Source organism: Vibrio gallaecicus (assembly GCF_024347495.1).
GTDB classification, from domain to species: Bacteria; Pseudomonadota; Gammaproteobacteria; order Enterobacterales; family Vibrionaceae; genus Vibrio; species Vibrio gallaecicus.
Genome location: NZ_AP025491.1, coordinates 1748248 through 1768922, shown reverse-complemented (window position 1 = coordinate 1768922; position 20675 = coordinate 1748248). Strand labels below are relative to the sequence as shown.

Annotated in this window: 11 protein-coding genes; 7 read left to right on the top strand and 4 right to left on the bottom strand. The window is 41.7% G+C overall.

Annotated features, from left to right (window positions below; genetic code table 11):
- Nucleotides 1-63 precede the first annotated feature (63 nt).
- Nucleotides 64-4476 carry a pullulanase-type alpha-1,6-glucosidase gene (gene pulA / locus OCU78_RS22705; RefSeq protein WP_240701687.1) on the top strand — a complete coding sequence of 1471 codons (4413 nt, stop codon included), beginning with the start codon at nt 64-66 and terminating at the stop codon, nt 4474-4476.
- Nucleotides 4477-4728: 252 nt separating this feature from the next.
- Here pulA and OCU78_RS22700 read toward each other — a convergent pair whose 3' ends face one another.
- Nucleotides 4729-5640 (bottom strand): LysR family transcriptional regulator, encoded by a 912-nt coding sequence (locus OCU78_RS22700; protein ID WP_137371914.1) that lies wholly within the window; start codon nt 5638-5640, stop codon nt 4729-4731.
- A gap of 198 nt (nt 5641-5838) precedes the next feature.
- On the opposite strand from OCU78_RS22700, the gene OCU78_RS22695 reads away from it, so the two are divergent.
- From OCU78_RS22695 to OCU78_RS22685, 3 genes are all read left to right on the top strand, one after another.
- On the top strand, nt 5839-7470 hold the full coding sequence (locus tag OCU78_RS22695) for a glycoside hydrolase family 13 protein (protein ID WP_137371913.1): 1632 nt from the start codon (nt 5839-5841) through the stop codon (nt 7468-7470).
- 383 nt (nt 7471-7853) lie between these two features.
- Nucleotides 7854-9032 carry a maltose/maltodextrin ABC transporter substrate-binding protein MalE gene (malE, locus tag OCU78_RS22690; protein WP_137371912.1) on the top strand — a complete coding sequence of 393 codons (1179 nt, stop codon included), beginning with the start codon at nt 7854-7856 and terminating at the stop codon, nt 9030-9032.
- Nucleotides 9033-9133: 101 nt separating this feature from the next.
- Nucleotides 9134-11998: an amylo-alpha-1,6-glucosidase gene (locus tag OCU78_RS22685; protein ID WP_137371911.1), complete on the top strand. Its 2865-nt coding sequence runs from the start codon at nt 9134-9136 to the stop codon at nt 11996-11998.
- 124 nt (nt 11999-12122) lie between these two features.
- Here the strand turns inward: OCU78_RS22685 and OCU78_RS22680 are convergent, their stop codons facing one another.
- The 3 genes from OCU78_RS22680 to OCU78_RS22670 form a co-directional block, all read right to left on the bottom strand.
- The gene (locus tag OCU78_RS22680; protein ID WP_137371910.1) at nt 12123-12965 is read right to left on the bottom strand and encodes an alpha/beta hydrolase; all 843 of its coding nucleotides are present in this window, start codon (nt 12963-12965) and stop codon (nt 12123-12125) included.
- 111 nt (nt 12966-13076) lie between these two features.
- Nucleotides 13077-13934, bottom strand: coding sequence for a MalM family protein (locus OCU78_RS22675; RefSeq protein WP_137371909.1), 858 nt, complete (start codon nt 13932-13934; stop codon nt 13077-13079).
- An 80-nt stretch (nt 13935-14014) separates the two neighbouring features.
- Nucleotides 14015-15355, bottom strand: coding sequence for a carbohydrate porin (locus tag OCU78_RS22670; RefSeq protein WP_137371908.1), 1341 nt, complete (start codon nt 15353-15355; stop codon nt 14015-14017).
- Between the two features lie 438 nt (nt 15356-15793).
- Between OCU78_RS22670 and glgX the strand changes: the two genes are divergently transcribed.
- The 3 genes from glgX (at nt 15794) to OCU78_RS22655 (ending at nt 20638) form a co-directional block, all read left to right on the top strand.
- Nucleotides 15794-17755: a glycogen debranching protein GlgX gene (gene glgX, locus OCU78_RS22665; RefSeq protein WP_137371907.1), complete on the top strand. Its 1962-nt coding sequence runs from the start codon at nt 15794-15796 to the stop codon at nt 17753-17755.
- A gap of 268 nt (nt 17756-18023) precedes the next feature.
- The gene (locus tag OCU78_RS22660; RefSeq protein WP_137372262.1) at nt 18024-19766 is read left to right on the top strand and encodes a sensor domain-containing diguanylate cyclase; all 1743 of its coding nucleotides are present in this window, start codon (nt 18024-18026) and stop codon (nt 19764-19766) included.
- Nucleotides 19767-19933: 167 nt separating this feature from the next.
- On the top strand, nt 19934-20638 hold the full coding sequence (locus tag OCU78_RS22655; protein WP_137371906.1) for a tRNA (adenine(22)-N(1))-methyltransferase: 705 nt from the start codon (nt 19934-19936) through the stop codon (nt 20636-20638).
- Nucleotides 20639-20675 lie beyond the last annotated feature (37 nt).

Below are 20675 nucleotides of genomic sequence, written 5' to 3'. Positions count from 1 at the left end.
CACCGTTCGACCTATTAAACACTACGATATTCAACTGAAATAAAAACTATATGGATATCAAACGTGAATACAAAAACCTTTAAGCTATCGACCTTATCCAAGGCTATGCTGCCAATCCTAACAGCAACAGTAATCTCGGGTTGTAGCGACGATGACTCAACTTATGTCGCACCAACACCCTCAACCTCTGTACCTTCAGAAGTGGAACTTGCACCGAATGTAGTCTTACCTTCTGCTGCTGCAGCTCCTTCTGCTACTGAAATTTCTGTCAGCTACATTGCAGATACGACATCCACAGTTTCTCGTATGGCAAATGTCACCACCGACTTTAGCCAGTGGGTACTAGAGTGTGGTGACAAATCATTTACGGCAACATCGTCTGATAATTTTGGTCCTACTTGGTTAGTTACTGCAACAGAAGCACAAGGCGCGTGCAATATTTCAGATGGTACAACTCAGCAAGCAGCCGTGACCTTAGACAGTAATGATGCTGGTAAGTCACTAGGTGTGACTCATACTGGCGACAAAGTTGAAGGTTCTCGCCAAGACACTATGATGATGGCTCACGGGCTTGATCAAACCGGTACTGACGTAAAATTACCAGAAGTATCAGCACCTGGTGAATTACCCGCTCCACCGTCTGGTCACTTTGCATTACACTTATACGATGCACTAGGTGATTACAAAGAAGACGGTGCTGATAAAAACGGCTACGCAAACTTAAACCTGCATATCTGGAATAACGCCAGTTGTGCCGCTGCGGGTGAAGACTACCTAAATGGTGGATGGGACGACGTAAGCGTAACACCAGATGCCTCTGATGAGTTTGGTCCAGTTTGGTATGTACCGGTTACTGATGATGCCACTCAATGTTTCAACGTAATTTTCCGTAACGCCAACAAAGATAAGCTTATTGGTAACGACCTTGTGATTGATATTTCAGGTCAAGCAGATAACCCAGGCGTCACTTATATTCCTGGCAGCGGAACGTCTTACCCAACCCGAGATGACGCGTTTGCAGTAGGCGGTCCATCTTCAGAGTTCACTATTGATACCGTTGGGGCGATTTTACTTGATGACAACACCATGGTGTGGCGCGCAGGCAACGGTGCTGACCTTGTGCAAATCATGTTCAGCTCAAACGGTAAGTACGATGTATCAGAAAACGGTGTCGTCACCGGCGCATCGATCAAACTAACTGGTGCAACGCTCACTGACACACAGAAAAAACAATTCCCTCACCTTGCTGATTACCCGGCATTTGAAGTGCCAGATCTACCAAGTGAGTTATCACTTGCGTCTTTGATGAAAGGCAGCTTAATTGCCATTGCTTCTTCAAATGGTGCTGCAAATGAACCATCAGCACTGCGTTCTTCAACTGCCATTCAATTTGCTGGTGCGATTGATGCTATTTTCGCTGAAGATGCTGCCGATCTAGAATACGGTCCAATTTATGGTGATGACGGCGTGACTTTCCGTCTGTGGGCTCCAACAGCTTCTGAAGTTGAATTGGTGGTTTACAACAGCGACAAGTCTGAAGCTTCACGTCACGCAATGACTGAAGATACTGCTTCTGGTAGCTGGAGTGTTGAACTAGAAACTGACGCGGTAGACAACAAATTCTACCGTTACGCAATGAAAGTGTTCCAACCAAGAGAGCAAAAAGGTTACGGCTACGAAGTAACTGACCCGTACTCAGTGAGCCTTTCAACAAACTCTCTATACAGCCAAGCCATCGATTTAGATTCAGATGATTTGAAACCAGCTGGTTGGGATGGTTTAGACGCACCACACTCTCAAAATCCTGAAAATGGTGATTTGTCTAACATGGTGATTTACGAATCTCATGTCCGTGACTTCTCAGCTCAAGATGCAAGTACAGACAACAAAGGTAAGTACCTAGCCTTCACCGAACAAAACTCAGTTCCAGTAAACCACCTGAAAGAGCTAAGTGAAGCAGGTATGACTCACCTGCACTTAATGCCTGTATTTGATATCGCGACGATCAACGAAGATCCCGATAAAGTTGCCAATATCGACGAACCGTTTAGTAAACTTTGTTCACTGAATGCATCTGTTGAAAAAGATGACCGATTCAGTGGCTACTGTACAAGTGGTGGCACGATTGCTGATGCATTTGAAGAGCTAAAAGCAAGCGATTCGAAAGAAAACCCAGTGATTGAAGGACTTAACGAATACGTTCGTTCAGTCGACTCATACAACTGGGGCTATGACCCATTCCATTACACGGTTCCTGAAGGTTCATACTCTAGCGATGCAGAAGGTACAGCGCGTATCCTAGAATTCCGTGAAATGGTGAAGTCAGTTAAAGAAGATATCGGCATGAACGTCGTTGTGGATGTGGTGTACAACCATACCAACGCTTCAGGCATGAACGACAAGTCGGTACTGGATAAAGTCGTTCCACTTTACTACCAACGTTTAGTTCCGGATACAGGTCTAGTAGAAACATCAACCTGTTGTGAAAACACAGCGCCTGAAAATGCTATGTTTGCCAAGCTGATTGATGACTCTATCCAAACTTGGGTTGAAGCTTACAAAATTGATGCTTTCCGTTGGGACTTAATGGGTCACCATCCACTTTCACAAATGGAGCAAACATTAGCCGCAGCGCGTGAAGTCAATTCTGAAGTTTACTTCTACGGTGAAGGCTGGAACTTTGGTGAAGTTGAGAACAACAAACGTTTTGTACAAGCAACTCAACCGAACCTTGGTGGCACTGGTATTGGCTCATTCTCAGATAGATTGAGAGATGCAGTACGTGGCGGTAGCCCATTTGATGAAGCTAACGGCATCCGTGAAACTCAAGGTTTTGCTACTGGTGCAGCAGTATTACCTAATGAGCTAAGCCGAGATGCAGAAGGCAATGTGTCTGATACAGAATTAGCTCGCGCCCTTCACCAAACTGACTTAACTCGCTTAGGTATGGCTGGCAACTTGAAGAAATTCAAGATGGTCGATTACGAAGGGACAACTCAAGTAGGTTCAAGCATTGACTATAACGGCCAGCAAGCCGGTTACGCAGAACAACCTTGGGAAGTTCAAAACTACGTTTCTAAGCACGATAACCAAACGTTCTGGGACATCAACATGTACAAAGTGCCTTCAGAGGCATCAGTTGAAGTTCGCGTTCAAATGCAGTCTGTTGGTATGGCGACCGTTCTACTAGGTCAAGCAATGCCGTTCAACCATATGGGTGGTGAACTGCTACGTTCTAAATCAATGCAGCGTGACTCTTACGACTACGGCGATTGGTACAACCTTGTCGACTTTACTCTTGCAGACAACAACTGGAACAAAGGCTTACCAGCAAAAGATAAAGACTTCGCTAACTATGATTTGATCAGTCAAGTAACGGCCGACGTTAATGCTCAGCCACAAGCTAAAGACTTGGAATTGATGTACTCAAATTACAAAGAAATGCTACGCATCCGTAGTGCTTCTGATTTGATGACACTGCCAAGTGCTGAAGAAATCATGAAACGTGTCGACTTCCGTAATTCAGGCAAAGGTCAAACTCCAGGTTTGATTGTAATGAGCATTGATAACGGTTCAACACAAACGACTGACCTAGATGCAAATCTTGATTCAATCGTAGTGGTTATCAACGCATCACCAGAAACTCAAGTTATTGGTGATTTTGTTGACCACGAAAGCAAAGCCATCGAACTTGCTGGTTTTGCATTAAGTGAAGAACATGTGGATGGCGGCGTAGCCGGTGCTTCACAGTTTGCAGAAGGTAAGTTCTCGGTTCCTGCTTGGTCTAGCGCAGTGTTTGTACAAGCTCGTAACGGCGAACGTGGGCTAGGTTTGCCAGTGAGCGAAAAACTTGATGATTTACCTCCATTTGGTAACACCAAGATCTACATTGCTGGTGACTTCCCTGCTGCATCTTGGGATCCATCAACTATCGAAGTACCTTACGCTAATGGCGGTTTGTATACAGTTCAACTAGGTCTTGCTAAAGATACTGGCTACAAATTTACTAAAGGCTCATGGGATACAGAAATTAGCTGTGGTGGTGATAACTGCCCAAGTAACTTCTCTGAAATGGGCATGTACGAGTTCACACTTGATGCAACCAATACTGAGACGCCTGTTGTGGTTGATGCTGTACTAAGCGAAAGCTATGTGGGTAAAACGTGGTTCATCCCAGGCACAATTTCTGGCGATTGGGCGCACGGTGATGCTCAGAAAATGACATCAGATGCTGATAAGCCTGAAATGATTTCATTTACAACAGCGGAGCTGACTGCCGGTGAAACAACTCAGTTTAAAATGACTTGTGGTAACTGGGGCGAATGTGAACATGCATTTAATGATGTGGTTCAGGGGTCTGAATCTCTAGAGATTACTGACTCAAGCGGCAATATTGCTTTTACTCCTGCAACAGCAGGTAGCTACCAAGTGGCATTCAACATTCTAAACAAAGAGCTAACGATTACTGCTAAGTAATTTTAGTAAATGTAATATGAAAGCATAAAGCTTGGCTGCTCTAAAACAGCGCCAACTAAAAGCAAGCGCCAACCTATAGTAGGTTGGCGCTTTTTCGTTTCTAGAGATTTGCTTTCTAAAGCATTATTTTCTATAAGCTTAGCTTCAATAGCCTCAAGCAAGTTACAGTATACAAATCAGGTTTTGGTTCAGCTTAAAGCTAGGTTTGGCATAGCTTGAATCTAGGTTTGGTAGCGGGCTTACATAACTACCTTAAATCGATTTTTGCAAAATCTGGACAAATCGTTGGATCTTTTGATCATCAATCCCCTGCTTAGTATAAATCCCGACATTGCCTAACCTTTCTTCATTCACCAGTAAGGTTTCAATCTCTCGCTCTTTCATCCAAGCGCACATTTTCTGACTATATGGCATCACCGCATCAGTCATTTTTAACATATCAATGCTGGCGAAAAGTGAGTCCACATCATACACATCACGCCCAACCAACTGGCTTTCCATTGCATCTTCTTGGGAATTAACATGATCAGAGAGAACCGAATTGTGCCTTGAATGCTCAGGCGTCACTCGTAATAACGGGTACTGTTCTTGACTCTTCAATTGATCACCCATGCCCAATTTTTTCTTAGTCAGCAGCGGGTGATCTTTTCGAACAAAAATGGCTTCTTTATCTTGAAACAAAGGATGAAACGTCACTTTACAACGCTCATGTAAACCCGTGACTTCATGCCCCACAAACAAGTCGATATCACCTTGGACAAGGTGGTGCATCAAAGACAAATTATTTCCAAATTCCAAATGCAATGAGCAAGCTGGCTCTATTAATTTGTATTCTTTAACGGAGTGGCAAACGAATTGTTCCCACCACGCTTCACCCGTTCCTATTTTTAACTTACCCAATTGGCGTTGCTGCATATCGGTAAAGCGGTGCATTAAGCTCAAATGTTTTTCTTGTTGCTCTTGCACATACTCTCGGAATAAACGCCCATACTCCGTTAATTCCACACCTTTGGATTTACGAATAAAAATAGGCACACCAACATCGGCTTCTAACTTTTTAATGGCAGCAGTCAAAGAAGGTTGGCTGATATTGAGCTTATCAGCGGCACCTTTTATGCTGCCAGTATGGGCAACCATCAAAAAATATCGGTATGGCTTATTCATATTGCTTTCTCTTTATTTGCATAACATCACAAAATGCGCGGTTGGTTTTTCAACGATTTATAGCGTTATGTAAAACATACATCAAACAACAGCCATGATATAGCTTTTTCCTATAGAGAAATGAGTCTAACGCTATTTCCCCACCTCGCATAAAATCACTATAGTAAGCCCAATCGTTTTATTGAGTGGAATTGAATAATGGAACAAAAATGGTGGCATGACGCCGTGGTGTATCAAATTTACCCACGTAGCTTCTTAGATTCAGATAATGATGGCATTGGTGACCTAAATGGCATCATCAGCAAGTTAGACTATTTGAAAAATCTTGGTATTAATGTGCTTTGGTTGTCTCCTGTTTATCAATCTCCAATGGATGACAACGGGTACGACATTTCTGACTATCAAGCCATCGCCAAAGAGTTCGGTAGCATGGAAGACATGCAGCGCTTACTTGATGAAGCGAACAAACGTGACATAAAAATAGTGATGGATCTTGTCGTGAACCACACATCTGATGAACATACTTGGTTCGAACAAGCGCGCTCTTCTAGAGACAACCCATACCGTGATTACTACATTTGGCGTGATGCTAAACCAGACGGCAGTGCTCCAGATGATCAAGAGTCAATTTTCGGTGGCAGTGCTTGGCATTGGGATGAACATACTCAGCAGTACTTCTTCCATCTATTCTCAAAAAGACAGCCAGATTTGAACTGGGAAAATACCAAAGTTCAAGATGAAGTTCACGCCATGATGAATTGGTGGATTGACCTAGGCATAGGTGGTTTCCGCCTAGATGTGATTGACCTTATCGGTAAAGAAATCGACAAAGGCATCACAGGAAACGGTCCTCGTTTACATAGCCTACTGCAGGAAATGAACCAAAAAACTTTTGGTGAAAAAGACCTATTAACGGTTGGGGAAACTTGGGGCGCAACACCTGAAATTGCCAAACTATACAGCGCACAAGACAGAAATGAACTGTCGATGGTTTTCCAATTTGAGCACATTACCCTGACTTGGGAAAACGGTGACAAGTGGAACCCAATCCCGCTCGATTTGAAAGAATTCAAGCAAGTACTAACTAAGTGGCAAGTAGAGTTGGCTGATGGTGGCTGGAACTCTCTGTTCTGGAACAACCACGATTTACCAAGACTGGTTTCCAAATATGGTAACGATAAAGAGTACCGCGTGGAGTCTGCGAAAATGCTGGCAACCTGCCTACACTTCTTAAAAGGCACGCCTTACATTTTCCAAGGTGAAGAAATCGGTATGACCAATGTTGCTTTTGAAAACCTTGAGCAATATAAGGATATTGAAACCCAGAACTTTTACAAAGTACGCACAGAATCGGGCGTGACTCATGAACACATGATGGATGCGATTCACGAAAATAGCCGTGATAATGCTCGTACGCCGATGCATTGGGACAACAGTGAAAATGCTGGTTTTTCCAAGGGAACTCCATGGATTGAACTGAATCCGAACTTCCCAGAAATCAATGTGGAAGAGGCGTTAGCCAACCCAAATTCTATTTACTATCACTACCAAGATTTAATCAAACTACGTAAGGCGCATCCTGCCATTGTTCATGGGTCATTCACTCCTGTGTTTGAAGACCACGACAAAGTATTTGCCTACGTAAGAGAGCTTAACGAAGAGAAACTATTCGTTATCTGTAACTTCTCAGATGAAGCTTTAACGCTAGATGTACCAACTGAGTACCAAAAACAAGATCTAACTTGCTTGATTAACAACTACCAAGCTGTCACTGCAATATCAGAAACACTGAACTTGAAGCCATACGAGTCTTTTGCTGTGAAGCTTTAAACTGATTCATAAGGTTTTATAGCAAATTAAATCAAAGAAAATACGTAGCAACCCAAAGAGGCAAGTCTCATATCCTTGCCTCTTTTTTTATTCAAAAAACACATTTATTTGCTAAGCAACTGAGTACGTAAAAACATTCCTCTTCCTTTACCAAAAAGAGTTTGAGCGATTCTTCACACTTATGAAAACGCTCTATATCACAAAAAATTCCAATAGCCTTTATTTAAGGTGACTTTCACCAAAGGTATAGATTAAAGCTATATCTAGCACTCATAATCCTATTTCTCCTTCTTCCCCTGCATCGCTATAATTCACCCAAGATAATAAGAACTAGTAGAAGCTCTTATCACTTATGGATAACCTTCTGAAAATGGAACTGAACTATGAAACATGTATTAAAAACTCTGTCTATTTGTACCCTTGCTGCTTTATGTAATGCTCCTGCTGTCGCGATGGAAGAAGGTGAAATCACCATCTGGATCAATGGCGATAAAAGCTATGACGGTCTTGCTCAAATTGGTAAACAATTTGAAGAAGATACAGGCGTTAAAATCATTGTTCAGCACCCTGAATCTCTAGAAGCTAAATTCCAACAGCACGCGGCTACTGGCGGCGGTCCTGATATCATTTTCTGGGCACACGACCGCTTCGGTGGTTATGCAGAATCTGGTCTTCTACATGAAATCAAACCAAGTAAAGAATTCAAAAACAAGATTGTTGACTTCAGTTGGGACGCAGTAACGGTTGAAGGCAAGATTGTCGGCTACCCTGTTTCTATTGAAGCCCCTTCTCTTATCTACAACAAAGACCTACTGCCAAACCCACCAAAAACATGGGAAGAGCTAGCTGATATCCAAAAAGATATGCAGAAGCAAAACAAGCAAGCAATCATGTGGGATATTAAGAATGCTTACTTCACATGGCCGGTTATTTCTTCTGGCGGCGCATTTGCTTTTGAGAAAACAGCAGATGGCTACGATGAGAAAAGCACTGGCGTAAACAACGCTGCTGGTGTTCGCGGTCTTCAATTCTTAGTAGATATGGTTAACGAGGGCGTACTAAACCCTAATATGGATTACTCAGTAGCTGAAGCGGCGTTCACTAAAGGTGATGCAGCAATGACTATCAATGGTCCTTGGGCTTGGGGCAACTTAGATAAAATGGGCGTTAACTATGGCGTTGCGGTTCTACCAACTTTAAATGGTGGTAAAGGTAACCCATTCGTTGGCATCCTAAGTGCGGGTATTAACTCAGCAAGTCCAAACACAGACCTAGCAGTAGAATTTTTAGAGAACTACCTATTCTTAGATGAGTCTCTAAAAATCATGAATGATGACAAACCACTAGGTGCCGTTACACTGAAATCATTCCAAAAAATCCTAGAGAGCGATGAGCGCATTAAGTCAACAATGACCAATGCAGAAAACGGTGAAGTAATGCCTAACATCCCTCAAATGACCGCTTACTGGTTTGCTGAAGGCGCTGCAATTGATAACGCAATGCAAGGTAAGCAAACAGTAAGAGAAGCGCTAGATATGGCTGCTAAACAAATTACTAAATAATTCCAAGTCCTATATTTCAAGTACTGTATTCCAAGTACTAATTGTCCGTAAGTTTGGCACAGTTCGCTGTGCCTTTTTTCATTTCTGGAAATTACATCGCTATGCAAATCCCTACTCTCTATCTTAAAGGCACTTTTAATGGTTGGGGGTTAGATACCCCTTTCGTCTCGCTTTCCGAACACTGCCTACAAACAACTGTCTGTTTATCTACGGATCAATATCGCTTCAAGATATCCGACTTAGACGGTACAGAGAATTGGACCTTATCGGGCCATGCCAATAATCCTACCGTGTGCAAAACGGATACACTGACTCAGCTTGTCACCACTCAGGGAATTGGAAACGACCTTCTGTTTTCACCTTCAGCTCCAGGTTTATTTACGTTAGAGCTCAATTTCCAAGGTGATGTTCCTACCATTATCTTTGCTGAAGGCGAGCCTCAAAACCACCGCCCAACAAGACAGCTCACGGATACAATCCTAATTACGGACACTGCAACACAATCAAAAATAGACTGGCACAAACCTGACTTTGCGCTCCCACACTATGAATTATTCCAACAGCTCGCGATAACCGAAATGGAAAGTTTTCCGTTTGTATTCGGTGATAACGTAGATGGTTACTATCACGGAACTACGCATAGCTTTGTGAACAGCGGTAAGTATCGCCACCACCAAGGTTGGGTTTTAGGCGGTTTTGCCAGCTTCGTAGATCATAAAATTAATGACAAAGAATCCGCTAATCGTGCCAGTTTGATGCCTTATGGCATTGAGCATCACTATTCCAATCAAAAGAGAAACATCTCAAACCCTACTTCTTCAGACTGCTTGAGCATCATTCAAGGGTCAAGATTAGCTTGTTTACATGTGAACGCTGAAGACAAAGCCATATTAGCAATAGTCCCTGAACTGAACATTCCGACCACACACTCAAGCATTCACACTAAGCAAAACTGCATAACCATAGAGCTTGACGACAGTATTTGCCCAGAAGGCAGCCCGCGTTTTATTTCAATTGCTGCGGATAAATCAATTTCAGCAAAAGAAATGACACTCGCCAATTCACCAGAACTCGACGCGGTGATGCACCTATCTGAAAATAATGTGAAACTAAAACTGGAAACTCAGCAACCAGAGCATTCATTGTGTGTGTACTTATCTTTTGGTGACACACTTGAAGAGACTCAAGCTCAAGCAGTAAAAGCCGTTGAAGAGTCCGCATTTATTTCTCATCAACAAAGCATCTACCAATTTTTACTTAAAAACTACTTGTGGACGAACGACACCCACTTCAATAAATCGGTGATGTGGGCTCGTCTATCTAGCCGAACCTTTATTAGTCATGAGTTTGGTACAGGTATTTGGGCTGGGCTACCTTGGTTTAAAGATTGCTGGGGCAGAGACACCTTTATTGCTCTATCTGGCACTAGCTTAGTCAATGGCTTATTTGATGAAGCCAAAGCAGTAATTCAAAACTTTGCCTCTATGCAAATGTTAGATAAAGAATCTAAAAACTTTGGTCGTATTCCTAACCGTGTCACCAGTAAATCCAATATTATTTACAACACCACCGATGGCACGCCGTGGATGATACGAGAAGCCTTAGAGTACATAAATTACTCGGGTGATACTGAGTTTGCTAAAGACATTTACCCAACAGTGAAACGCTTTATTGAGGGCGTTGAAAAAGAATACCTCGATTCAGACAATTTAATGTCACACCGCCATCCTGACACTTGGATGGACGCAAAAATCAATGGCATTACACCTTGGTCGCCAAGAGGACCAAAAGCTAATGACATTCAAGCATTGTGGTTTGAAAGTGTAAATTGTGCAATGCAATTGGCTGAGTTAGTGGATGACCAAGACGCTAAGTCAGAATGGCATAAGCTATCTTCTAGCATCAAAGAGAGCTTCAACAATAAATTCTGGGATGCAGACAAACAGCAATTAGCGGATCACTTATCTAATGAAGATAAGCCTGATTACAGCATTCGACCGAACCAATTAATGGTGTTGTCGATCCCACAAGATAGCGCTTTGGCAGATGATGGCATTGAACAGCATATAGTGAAAAATGCGGTTGAAACTTTACTGTTCCCTTGGGGTATTTGCTCGCTTCAGCAAGAACATATTGATTTTCACCCTTACCATGACAACCAGGTTCAATACCACAAAGACGCGGCCTACCATAACGGTACAATTTGGGGGTGGAACGCTGGTTTCACTGTAAGTGCGCTTAACCGATTAAACCAACAAGAGTTAAGCTACGAGCTCTCTAGGAATCTAGGTCAGCAGATCTTAAAGCAAGGCTGCCGTGGTGCAATGAGTGAAAACTTAGATGCTTACCAGACGATTACTGATGGTTCTTCTTTATCAAACCAACTGCTTGAAAGCCCGTTAGTTGAATCTGGAACATTTGCCCAAGCTTGGTCTGTCTCTGAATACGCTCGTAATGCTCAGCAAGACTACTTAGGCTACCGCCCACAGTTGTTGGCTAATCGTATTCATTTGAACCCAAGGCTACCAAGTGCATGGACGGAGCTAAGTGCAACTCTTCCTTATGGAGAGAGTAGCTTGCTTAAGGTTCAGTTTAACAAGCAAAATGATACTAGCCATTACGTGATCAGCGCGGCACAAACATCAGTACATAAACAAGAGTCCAACAAGCTACACAGCAACAAACTACAGCTATGCATTACTTTGAAGGTAAGTAATGAAACAGACGTAAAAATTGAATGCCCAGCAAATGTGGATTTAGACATCGTCATTAATCATAAAACAGGTGAAGTAACCACAAGCACCGAGCCAAACAGTGTGAGTATTATTCCGAGCAAACAATACCCATCTTTGGATAATTTGCACTTTGCTAAACCAGACTTCACGCTCCAGCACCAAAGTGTGTTAACCAAAGATTATCTTTTAAATAAAAGAACAGAAGAGAACTTAGAAGTTGCCAAGGACTAACGTTTAACACTCTCTTCCCTTCATAGCACTCAATTAAAAGAGATAAATCGATCAAAAATGGCGTTTGAGTTTACCTCAAACGCCATTTTCTATTATTAAACGTATTTTTTGAAACTTGTGATATTCAGGATTGATGATCCAAAATGCTGCGAATAAATACAGGGAAACGCTCAGCCCACGCTATTTCATTATGTTCATGCCCTTCACCTTCAACATAGAACAACGAAACATTGCCTTTATCTTCTAACAAGGTTTTCATATCCCGCGAACCTGATAGATAAACCTCAGCAAAATCGACCTTTGAGCCATCTCTTTTTTCATTGGTTCCCATGTCCATATAAATAGTCATGGGTAATCCAAACTCAGCTTCAGACGCTAACTTAAAAAACGCAGAGTAATTAAACCAAAATGCAGGGGAAAACACCCCGATACTAGAAAATACCTGCTGATACTTAATCCCACTATAAAGGCTGATTAAACCGCCCATTGAACTTCCAGCCAAATAAGTAGATTCACGTTGCGGGTTGGTTCGGTAATGACCATCAATATATGGTTTTAAGGTCTCACATATAAAGGCAAGGTACTCATTTCCCTCTCCCCCATGCTTTAGCAGCACTTCTTCAATACCTAGCTTAAGCACTTCCTCGCTGGCTTTATATGGTGAATACTCATCGTAGCGGCTCATTTTATCTAGCTCTTCACTGCTATCCACCGCTACGACTATCATGCCATCCTGCTTTGAACTGTTTTGCATGGCATCTAGCGTGTCACGAACTTTCCAGCTCATTCCATAAGTGGCCGTTTTTTCTTCGAAAACATTTTGTCCGTCGTGCATGTAAAGCACAGGGTAGCGTTTTGAAGAAGCTTCATAGCCTATTGGTAAATAAATGCGAACCGTCCGGGAGCGGTTGAGTTGCGGGATAAAAAAATCAGAATGGATGACGAGTGTTGATTCCTCTGTATGCATGACATCTCCTTAAACCAACAAAGTTCGGCTCAAAAATATAATTGATAAATACATAAAATTAACGCCCCTTTCGGAGCGTTAATGAATAATAGATATATGCCTTAAATGGAACTATTTAGCGTTAACGGCTCGTACAAACGCTTCTTGAGCACCTTCAACATTCAACGCTTTTGCTTCATCAAGTAGGCCTAGAGCTTTAGGCACATCGCCTGATTTCACCGCTTTTTGAATAGCAGAAATATAGAAATCTTGAGTTTCTTGTTGAACCTTAATAGCGGTAGTCACTGCCGGTTCTGCAACAACAGGGGCAACGGCTACTGGTGCTACCGCCGCTGTCGCTCGGTATGGGCGAAGCTTCAGAGTTTCAATTTCAAGAGTAAGGCGACCACCCAAACGGTTGGTGTATACCGGGTCAATCACCATTGGCATCACTTCGCCATACTCTTTGGCGCGTACTTTGGCTGGGTGATCCACTTTAATTGTTTTACCAAGTTCATCCGCTGGAGTGTAGATGATCATATAAGGCGTTTTGGTTGCATCAACACGCAAACGTTCAGCATAGCTTGTTCGAGTAAAAGCATCAGATGCTTGTATTCTGAAATCATCGAACTTTAATGTTTTCACTGGCTGAAAGGCTTCATCTAGAAAAATGACTTCCGGGGCAAAAACCGAGTCATCAATCATCAAACTTGCTAAAGTGACGACCATTTCTCCTGAACGTTCACTAAACTTAAAGCCTGCAAAGTGGCTGTTACCCGTAGTGAAGTTACCTACCGGCGAGCCTAAATCAATATCAAATTTTAAATCTTCTTTGTCGTTTAGCTGCGCATAGGGGAATTGCGAAAAATCGCTGCAGCAAACTTCTGAATTGGTTGGGGGAGAAAGTTCAGTTTGAACCTGAGCGTCAGATGCACAACCGCCTAGCAAGGCACCTAGTACCACGGCTAAAATAGAGCTTTTATTTTTCATTGTAATCTCTCTTACTATTGGTTGTTGATTAGTTAAAACACAAAAAGGCAGCCAAAGGCTGCCTTAGTACTATAAATGGTTTAGAACCAGATTTCAGCGTGAACACCCACTACTGTTTCATCTTTAGAGCCATCAATACCTTTGTTACCAACGCCATCTTCTAGCGCAGTCATGTAAGCAACGTAAGGTTTGATTTGCGGACGACCAAAGTAGTCTGCGTTAACTGTAAATACTGGTGCCGCTTCAACGAATACCCAAGAACCGTCTTTAGCATGCCATTGTTCAGCTTTCTCGATTGAGTAAGATGCAGTAAGTTCAAAACGTAGGTTATCATTTACTTTGTAAGATGGACGAGCAGCAAACATAGTACGTGAACCACCTTCATCTAGACCCCAAGCACCAATCTCTAGCATTTCCCAGTGAGTAAACTCAGTACCTAGTTGAACTTTATCTGAAATGTTCAACACACCGTAAGAAGTAATAAATAGTGAATTATCATCTTCTAAGAATGTTTCATTCCACTCACCAAAGTTAACACCGCGGTTAGTCGCCATGCCTGTACCGTAAGCGATACCAGTTTGTGCCCAACCGTCTAAGCCGTAGTAGCTAGAGTTTAAAGTAACCGATAAGCCAACACCAGACTCAGCTTCGTCAGCATTGCTGCCTGTCACTCGGTCTTGTTTCATGATCTTCGCATCAAAGTCTAAACTACCAATTCCAGCATCAACGCCGTAGTAATAGAAATCCAAAGATGTACGAGTTTGGCGTTCTTTAGTTGTATCATTTACAGTAGCTTTTGGATCAGCAGACACAGCTGCAATACCAAACTTGTTGCCTGCTAATTTCGTTTCAAAACCTGCACCAACACCAGAAGATTGCTTCCAGAACTCTCCAGAAAGGATGCCAGCAGAACGGTTCAAGAAACGTTGACCAGCCCAAACTACCGAATCTTCACCAAGGTATGGAAGAGCACCGATTTCGATGAATGCTTCTTTAACTTCAAATTGTGAATCTGTGTTGTTTTTCTGGTTACCAGATGAAGAATAAGCGTATGAATTGCCGTTGCCGTATTCAGTTCTAACGTTGTAGTTAGCCCACACGCCATTACCGTATTCAGAATGCTTTTTAATTACAAATTCAACTTGGTTAGTACTTTCACTCGTTGCCGAAGAACCAGCTACATGGTAATCACCCTTGCTGAATGTTGTAGCATCAGTATTACCATCAATTAGTCGGTAGTTAGAAGACATGTAACCATGCACTTCCCAACCATCAGATAATACGTCAGTAGGGTTTTTAACCTCTACTTCCATTGCAGAGTCACCACTTGTCACATCTAATGCAACTTCACTTTCTGCGAACGCTGAACCAGCAATTAGTGCGGAAGCCACTGCAGCAGCAATCAAACTTACTTTTTTCATTCTTAACTCCATTAAGGACGATTCATTATTAATATTTTTATTTTTGCTCTCATGAAACAACCAAAGGCAGTAATGGCAACGTAACGTAGAGAGGTACTAGGGTTTCCCCTACAATTTGTTTCAACGGGGTCAATATTAAGAAAGGATGACAACTTTGACTTCCTCCACCCTAATCTAATTTAGGGGGGATGAGAAAGGCGTAGAAAATATACAGAACGGTGTTTAAGGGAGTTGGATCACTTAAATTAGGAGGAGTAGACCGCACCTAGATCGACTTATTCAGTATAAATGGGACGCACATCAAACATATACATTGAACGAATTAATAATAAAAAATTTTAATAAATAATTAATCTGTGAAGATGCTTGACCTTACTGTGACAAAGCTTTTTACTTATAGTTAACTAATGTTGTTTAACTGAACAAGAATAATAAGTAATGACTAAAACTCTCTCTCGCCCTTATCCACTAGGCGCTACGCTAAGTAATGCTGGTTGTAACTTTTCAATTTATTCACCTGAATGTAAATCTATCTCCCTAGCTTTATTTGACGATAAAGATGAATTCAAAACATATAAATTAGAGGGAGAGTACGCAGGAATTAAACATACATTCATTGAAGATATTAAAGCAGGGCAAAAATACGGATACATCGTTGAAAATTGCGATGGCTCTTTATTACTTTCAGACCCTTACGCTAAAGCACTAAGTGAACCTTTACATTACAGCACGCCTTACACGAATGATAAAAGCTTCTCCATGGCAAAGTGTGTAGTGACCGATGACAGCTTCGATTGGCAAGGTACCGAACACCCAAGAATTGACCGCGAAGATACCGTATTATTTGAAACCCATGTAAAAGGGCTGTCAAAACTTCATCCAGAAATTCCAACCAAAGACCAAGGTCGCTATTTAGGGTTAGTGAGCCCTGAAATGTTGGCTTTCTATAAGCAACAAAACATCAATTCTTTGCAGCTACTTCCCGTTGCAGCTTGTATGCATGAACCCCACCTTCTGGATATGGAAAAGGTCAACTACTGGGGCTATAACCCCTACCTTTTCATGGTTCCAGACCCTCGTTATGCAGATAAAGATGCAGTGACAGAACTGAAAACTGCGATTAGAGAACTTCACCGTAATGGTATTGAAGTCATTTTAGACGTGGTTTATAACCACACAGCGGAAGGTGGCGAAGGTGGCACAGTCTTTAATCTCAAAGCACTCGATCAACGCTTTTATATTAAACATGGACAACATTTCGCGAACTTCACAGGTTGCGGAAATACTGTCGATCTCACGTACCAGCCTGCTTTAAATTTAGTGATGGATACACTTCGCTATTGGGTTAGCGAATATAAAGTGGATGGCTTTCGCTTTGATTTAGCCGCAACACTTGGGCGACAAGGGGACGACTACAACCCTGAAGCTGCATTCTTCAAAGCCGTTGCTCAAGATCCGGTTCTTCGTGAAACCAAACTGATTGCAGAACCTTGGGATATCGGACCAAATGGCTACCAAGTTGGCAACTTTCCACTCGGTTGGAATGAATGTAACGACAAGTTAAGAGATATCACACGCAGCTTTTGGCGAGGTGACCAAGGTTATTTGAAAGAGTTTGCGACCCGTTTAATGGGCTCTAGAGACATTTATAGCGCTGCCCATTGGCCTTATAAATTGACGGTTAACTACATCACTTACCATGATGGGTTCACTATGCAGGATCTCGTTTCTTATAAGCATAAGCACAATGAAGATAATGGTGAACACAACCGAGATGGTCATGGTGATAACCGTTCTGAAAACTACGGAATAGAAGGCGAGACGGAAAACTTATTAGTTATCGCGACTCGTGAAAAACAAAAGCGCAACTTTATGGCAAGTTTGCTGTTTGCTTTTGGTATTCCGCACATTCTAACTGCAGATGTCCTTTCACATAGCCAAAAAGGCAACAACAATGCTTACTGCCAGGATGGCGAAACAAGTTGGTTGAATTGGGACATTTCTGAGCGTAAAGATTACTTCAAAAGCTGGCTTTCAGAAATGGTTGCCGCTCGCCAAGAGTTTATGGTGCCGTTCATCAAAGCCTTTAGTGGTGATAAGCGAAACTCAAACCGAATTTCTTGGAGCCGTGTAGATGGCACAATCATGGATCATGATGACTGGAACCGCTTAAGCTCTGTAGCGTTACACTTAGGAATTGGTAAAGATGGCAACGAACTCATTTATTTAATAAACCAAACAAATGCACCTGCTAGGTTTACTTTGCCAAGTGACCGAAATCAAAGCTGGGTAACCATCTGCGATACTAACTTACGGAACGTGAAAGCCTGTTCAGCAGAAGGTGAAATGTTGCTATCACCAACCTCAATGGCTATTTTGCATTACACGCCGAATGCTTAATGCTTAATGCTTAATGCTTAATGCTTAATGCTTAAAAAAGCATTACAAATTGATAAGAGCCAGCTAACTTTATAGCTGGCTTTTTTTTAAGCTAATCATCACAAAATTCCGAAAATTATATGGAATCATTTGCATTGATGTGAGTGTGAAAACTGTTTACTATGCTTCCACAATAAAAAACAGATTCACCACGTCTTTGGATATCATGGCTTTACCTAAAACACTCATTCGGCTAACAAGGCCGTACATTATATTATTAACTGGCTTTATGCTTTATTTAGCCGCGGTACAGTTGAAAGAAGCAGAAGATTCTGCTCATGAACAGTCTTCTTCAAATATTAGAATTGCCACTTCTCTAGTAAGATCAAATATCGAAGCCACTTTCGGTAAGCTTAATTTATTAGAGAAAGCCATACTCTCCACTCCCAATAAACAAGTCGCCCAGCAAAACTTCGATGAACTGGCAAATACTATACTCAAGCGGTCCTCATACTTTTCTGACATTGTTCGCTTTACACCAAGCTCTCAAATTTATTCTTCTTCGATAAACCAGCCTTTAAGTCACGACGTTATTAACAATATTCAGTGGCGATCAATCAATACTGTCTCTGGGGATTTTTTCATTTCCTCAGTTTACCAAAAGCCTAATCATCGATGGGTATTTGCAATTAAAAACAGCAAGTTAGACCAAGATGAAGAGATTTGGATCGAGTTTGATTTATTGCATACGACACAAGGGCTAAAAGATCTCAAAACACTCAATAAGGGCTATATTTTTGTCGTAGACCAAACCACAGAAAAATTGGTGTTTCATCCAGATCCAATTCGAATAGGTAGCCAGTCAATCAGCTACAATGCAGGGATCAAGTCTCTTTTAGATTCAGGCTTAACCAATGGGAAATACGAATATTATTACCGAGGAAACTTCAAAGTTTCCGTCTTTAATGCGGATAATGATTTAAACTGGGTATTCATCGCGGGAACAGACCGCCGTGAGATCTTATCTTCTTCTTACCAGTTCACTATTGCTGGCATTCTAATTGCCTCTATGTTGTTACTCTGGTTTGTGTTCAATTATCTTTCGCACCAATTGAATATATCACTGTCGACACTCAACCAAGTGAATGACTTAGCAAGCTTCAAGCATCAGCTAAAATCTATTTTTGATAAGTTCACTTACCACCGCGGTGTGCAATTTTGTTTATACGACCCAAACTCGCACAACTTCAGTACGCTTGATTACCATGGCAATAAAACCATCGTACATTCTGATGGTGATTTAGCATCTCGTTTTAAACCGGATACCCTCACTTATCAAGGAAGCCAATATACAGATCCTCTGGCTAAGAAACTAAAAATCCACCAACGCCACTACTGCATACCACTTTATTCAACAGAGCAGTTAATTGCCGTTATCTATGTAAATAGTTACTTTCCTATTAACAATAGTATTTTGCGACTAACTAGAAGTTACTCTGAAGTGTCTCTGGCTAATTTACTCCTTAATCATCAATTGAAGAGTAAAGACATTATGACTCAGCTAGAGAATAAGGCATTTTTTAACAGTACTTTAGAGCTCTACAAAAACACACCTGATACTTTTTTAGCTCGTCTAAGCATTGATAATTTTGAGTACATTAATCGTCATTATGGCGAGCAAATTGGTGACACCGCCATTATTAGCACAGCCGAGACTATTCGAGACCATTTCCCAAAACCAAAAGGGGTAAGTGTAGCTCGATTAAACGGCAATCAGTTTGGTATTTTGTTTCATGCGAATAACAATGAAGATGCAAAATACCAATTAGACCAATGTAGGATCGCCCTGTCAGAAAAAGTCATTGATACACCGTTAGATTCGCTAACACTGAGCGCAAGTATCGGTTATACCAAAATCATTGAGTCTCATGCATTCAGCCTAGCTCACGCTGAACATGCAAAAAAACAAGCAAGGCTGCTAGGAAGAAACCGAGTAGAAATGTATGTCTCCAACCAAGAGGTAGCCTCTTAGTTAATAATCAGGGTTAGCGCTGCTTTATTCTTCATTGAAACTTAGCTTTGTTCAAATCATTAGTCTTAATCAAAGCACCTTGTAAAACGGGTGCTTTTTTTTATGAAAAACCATTACAATGCGCCTCCTATTATTCCCTATGATTTCCAAATAACGGCTATAAAAGAATGAAACTGAGTAAGCGACTGCAAACCATTGAATCTCTCGTCGGTGACGAATACACCCATATATGGGATTGTTGTTGTGACCACGGTTTTCTTGGTACTCACTTACTGACCGCGAACAAAGCTCCCACTATTCATTTCATTGATATTGTGCCCCAGTTAATGGATGAATTAGAAATCAAACTTGCACGCTATTTCCCAAAATCTGAAGCAACTGAGTCAACTTGGGAAGTACATTGCGGCGATGTGGTTGATATTGCCTTTGATCAGTATGAAGGAAAACACCTAGTCATTATTGCGGGTGTGGGGGGCGATCTGACTCAACATTTTATCGAATCTATCCATGCACAGTATCTGACGTTAGCACTCGACTTTTTAATATGCCCGGTCCACCAGCAGTTTGAATTAAGACAGCAATTACAACAGCTCAATTTTCAGATGAAAGACGAATGCTTACTAGAAGAAAACCGCCGCTTCTACGAGATCATGTTGCTCAGCAATCAGCCCCAACAACAACCGAGTCAAAAAGTTCACCCTGTTGGCGAGAAAATATGGCAAGCCGATACCGAGCTTCAGCTCAAAACCGCGCTCAATTACCGCAGTAAAACCCTTCAACATTACCAGCGTTTACAGCTAGGAAAGCAAAATCAGGTAGAGCACATCATTGAAGCTTACAAAGCGATCCAATTACCCGAGCTATCTAGTTAATTACCTGAAGTTATCTAATAATGACCAACAGCTATCC

What these genes read in the sequence shown, in the direction of transcription:
- glgX (WP_137371907.1), top strand. Translation starts at nt 15,794, where the DNA reads ATGACTAAAACTCTCTCTCGCCCTTATCCACTAGGCGCTACGCTAAGT.
- OCU78_RS22675 (WP_137371909.1), bottom strand. Translation starts at nt 13,934, where the DNA reads ATGAAAAATAAAAGCTCTATTTTAGCCGTGGTACTAGGTGCCTTGCTA.
- malE (WP_137371912.1), top strand. Translation starts at nt 7,854, where the DNA reads ATGAAACATGTATTAAAAACTCTGTCTATTTGTACCCTTGCTGCTTTA.
- OCU78_RS22700 (WP_137371914.1), bottom strand. Translation starts at nt 5,640, where the DNA reads ATGAATAAGCCATACCGATATTTTTTGATGGTTGCCCATACTGGCAGC.
- OCU78_RS22695 (WP_137371913.1), top strand. Translation starts at nt 5,839, where the DNA reads ATGGAACAAAAATGGTGGCATGACGCCGTGGTGTATCAAATTTACCCA.
- OCU78_RS22660 (WP_137372262.1), top strand. Translation starts at nt 18,024, where the DNA reads ATGCTTTATTTAGCCGCGGTACAGTTGAAAGAAGCAGAAGATTCTGCT.
- OCU78_RS22655 (WP_137371906.1), top strand. Translation starts at nt 19,934, where the DNA reads ATGAAACTGAGTAAGCGACTGCAAACCATTGAATCTCTCGTCGGTGAC.
- OCU78_RS22685 (WP_137371911.1), top strand. Translation starts at nt 9,134, where the DNA reads ATGCAAATCCCTACTCTCTATCTTAAAGGCACTTTTAATGGTTGGGGG.
- OCU78_RS22680 (WP_137371910.1), bottom strand. Translation starts at nt 12,965, where the DNA reads ATGCATACAGAGGAATCAACACTCGTCATCCATTCTGATTTTTTTATC.
- OCU78_RS22670 (WP_137371908.1), bottom strand. Translation starts at nt 15,355, where the DNA reads ATGAAAAAAGTAAGTTTGATTGCTGCTGCAGTGGCTTCCGCACTAATT.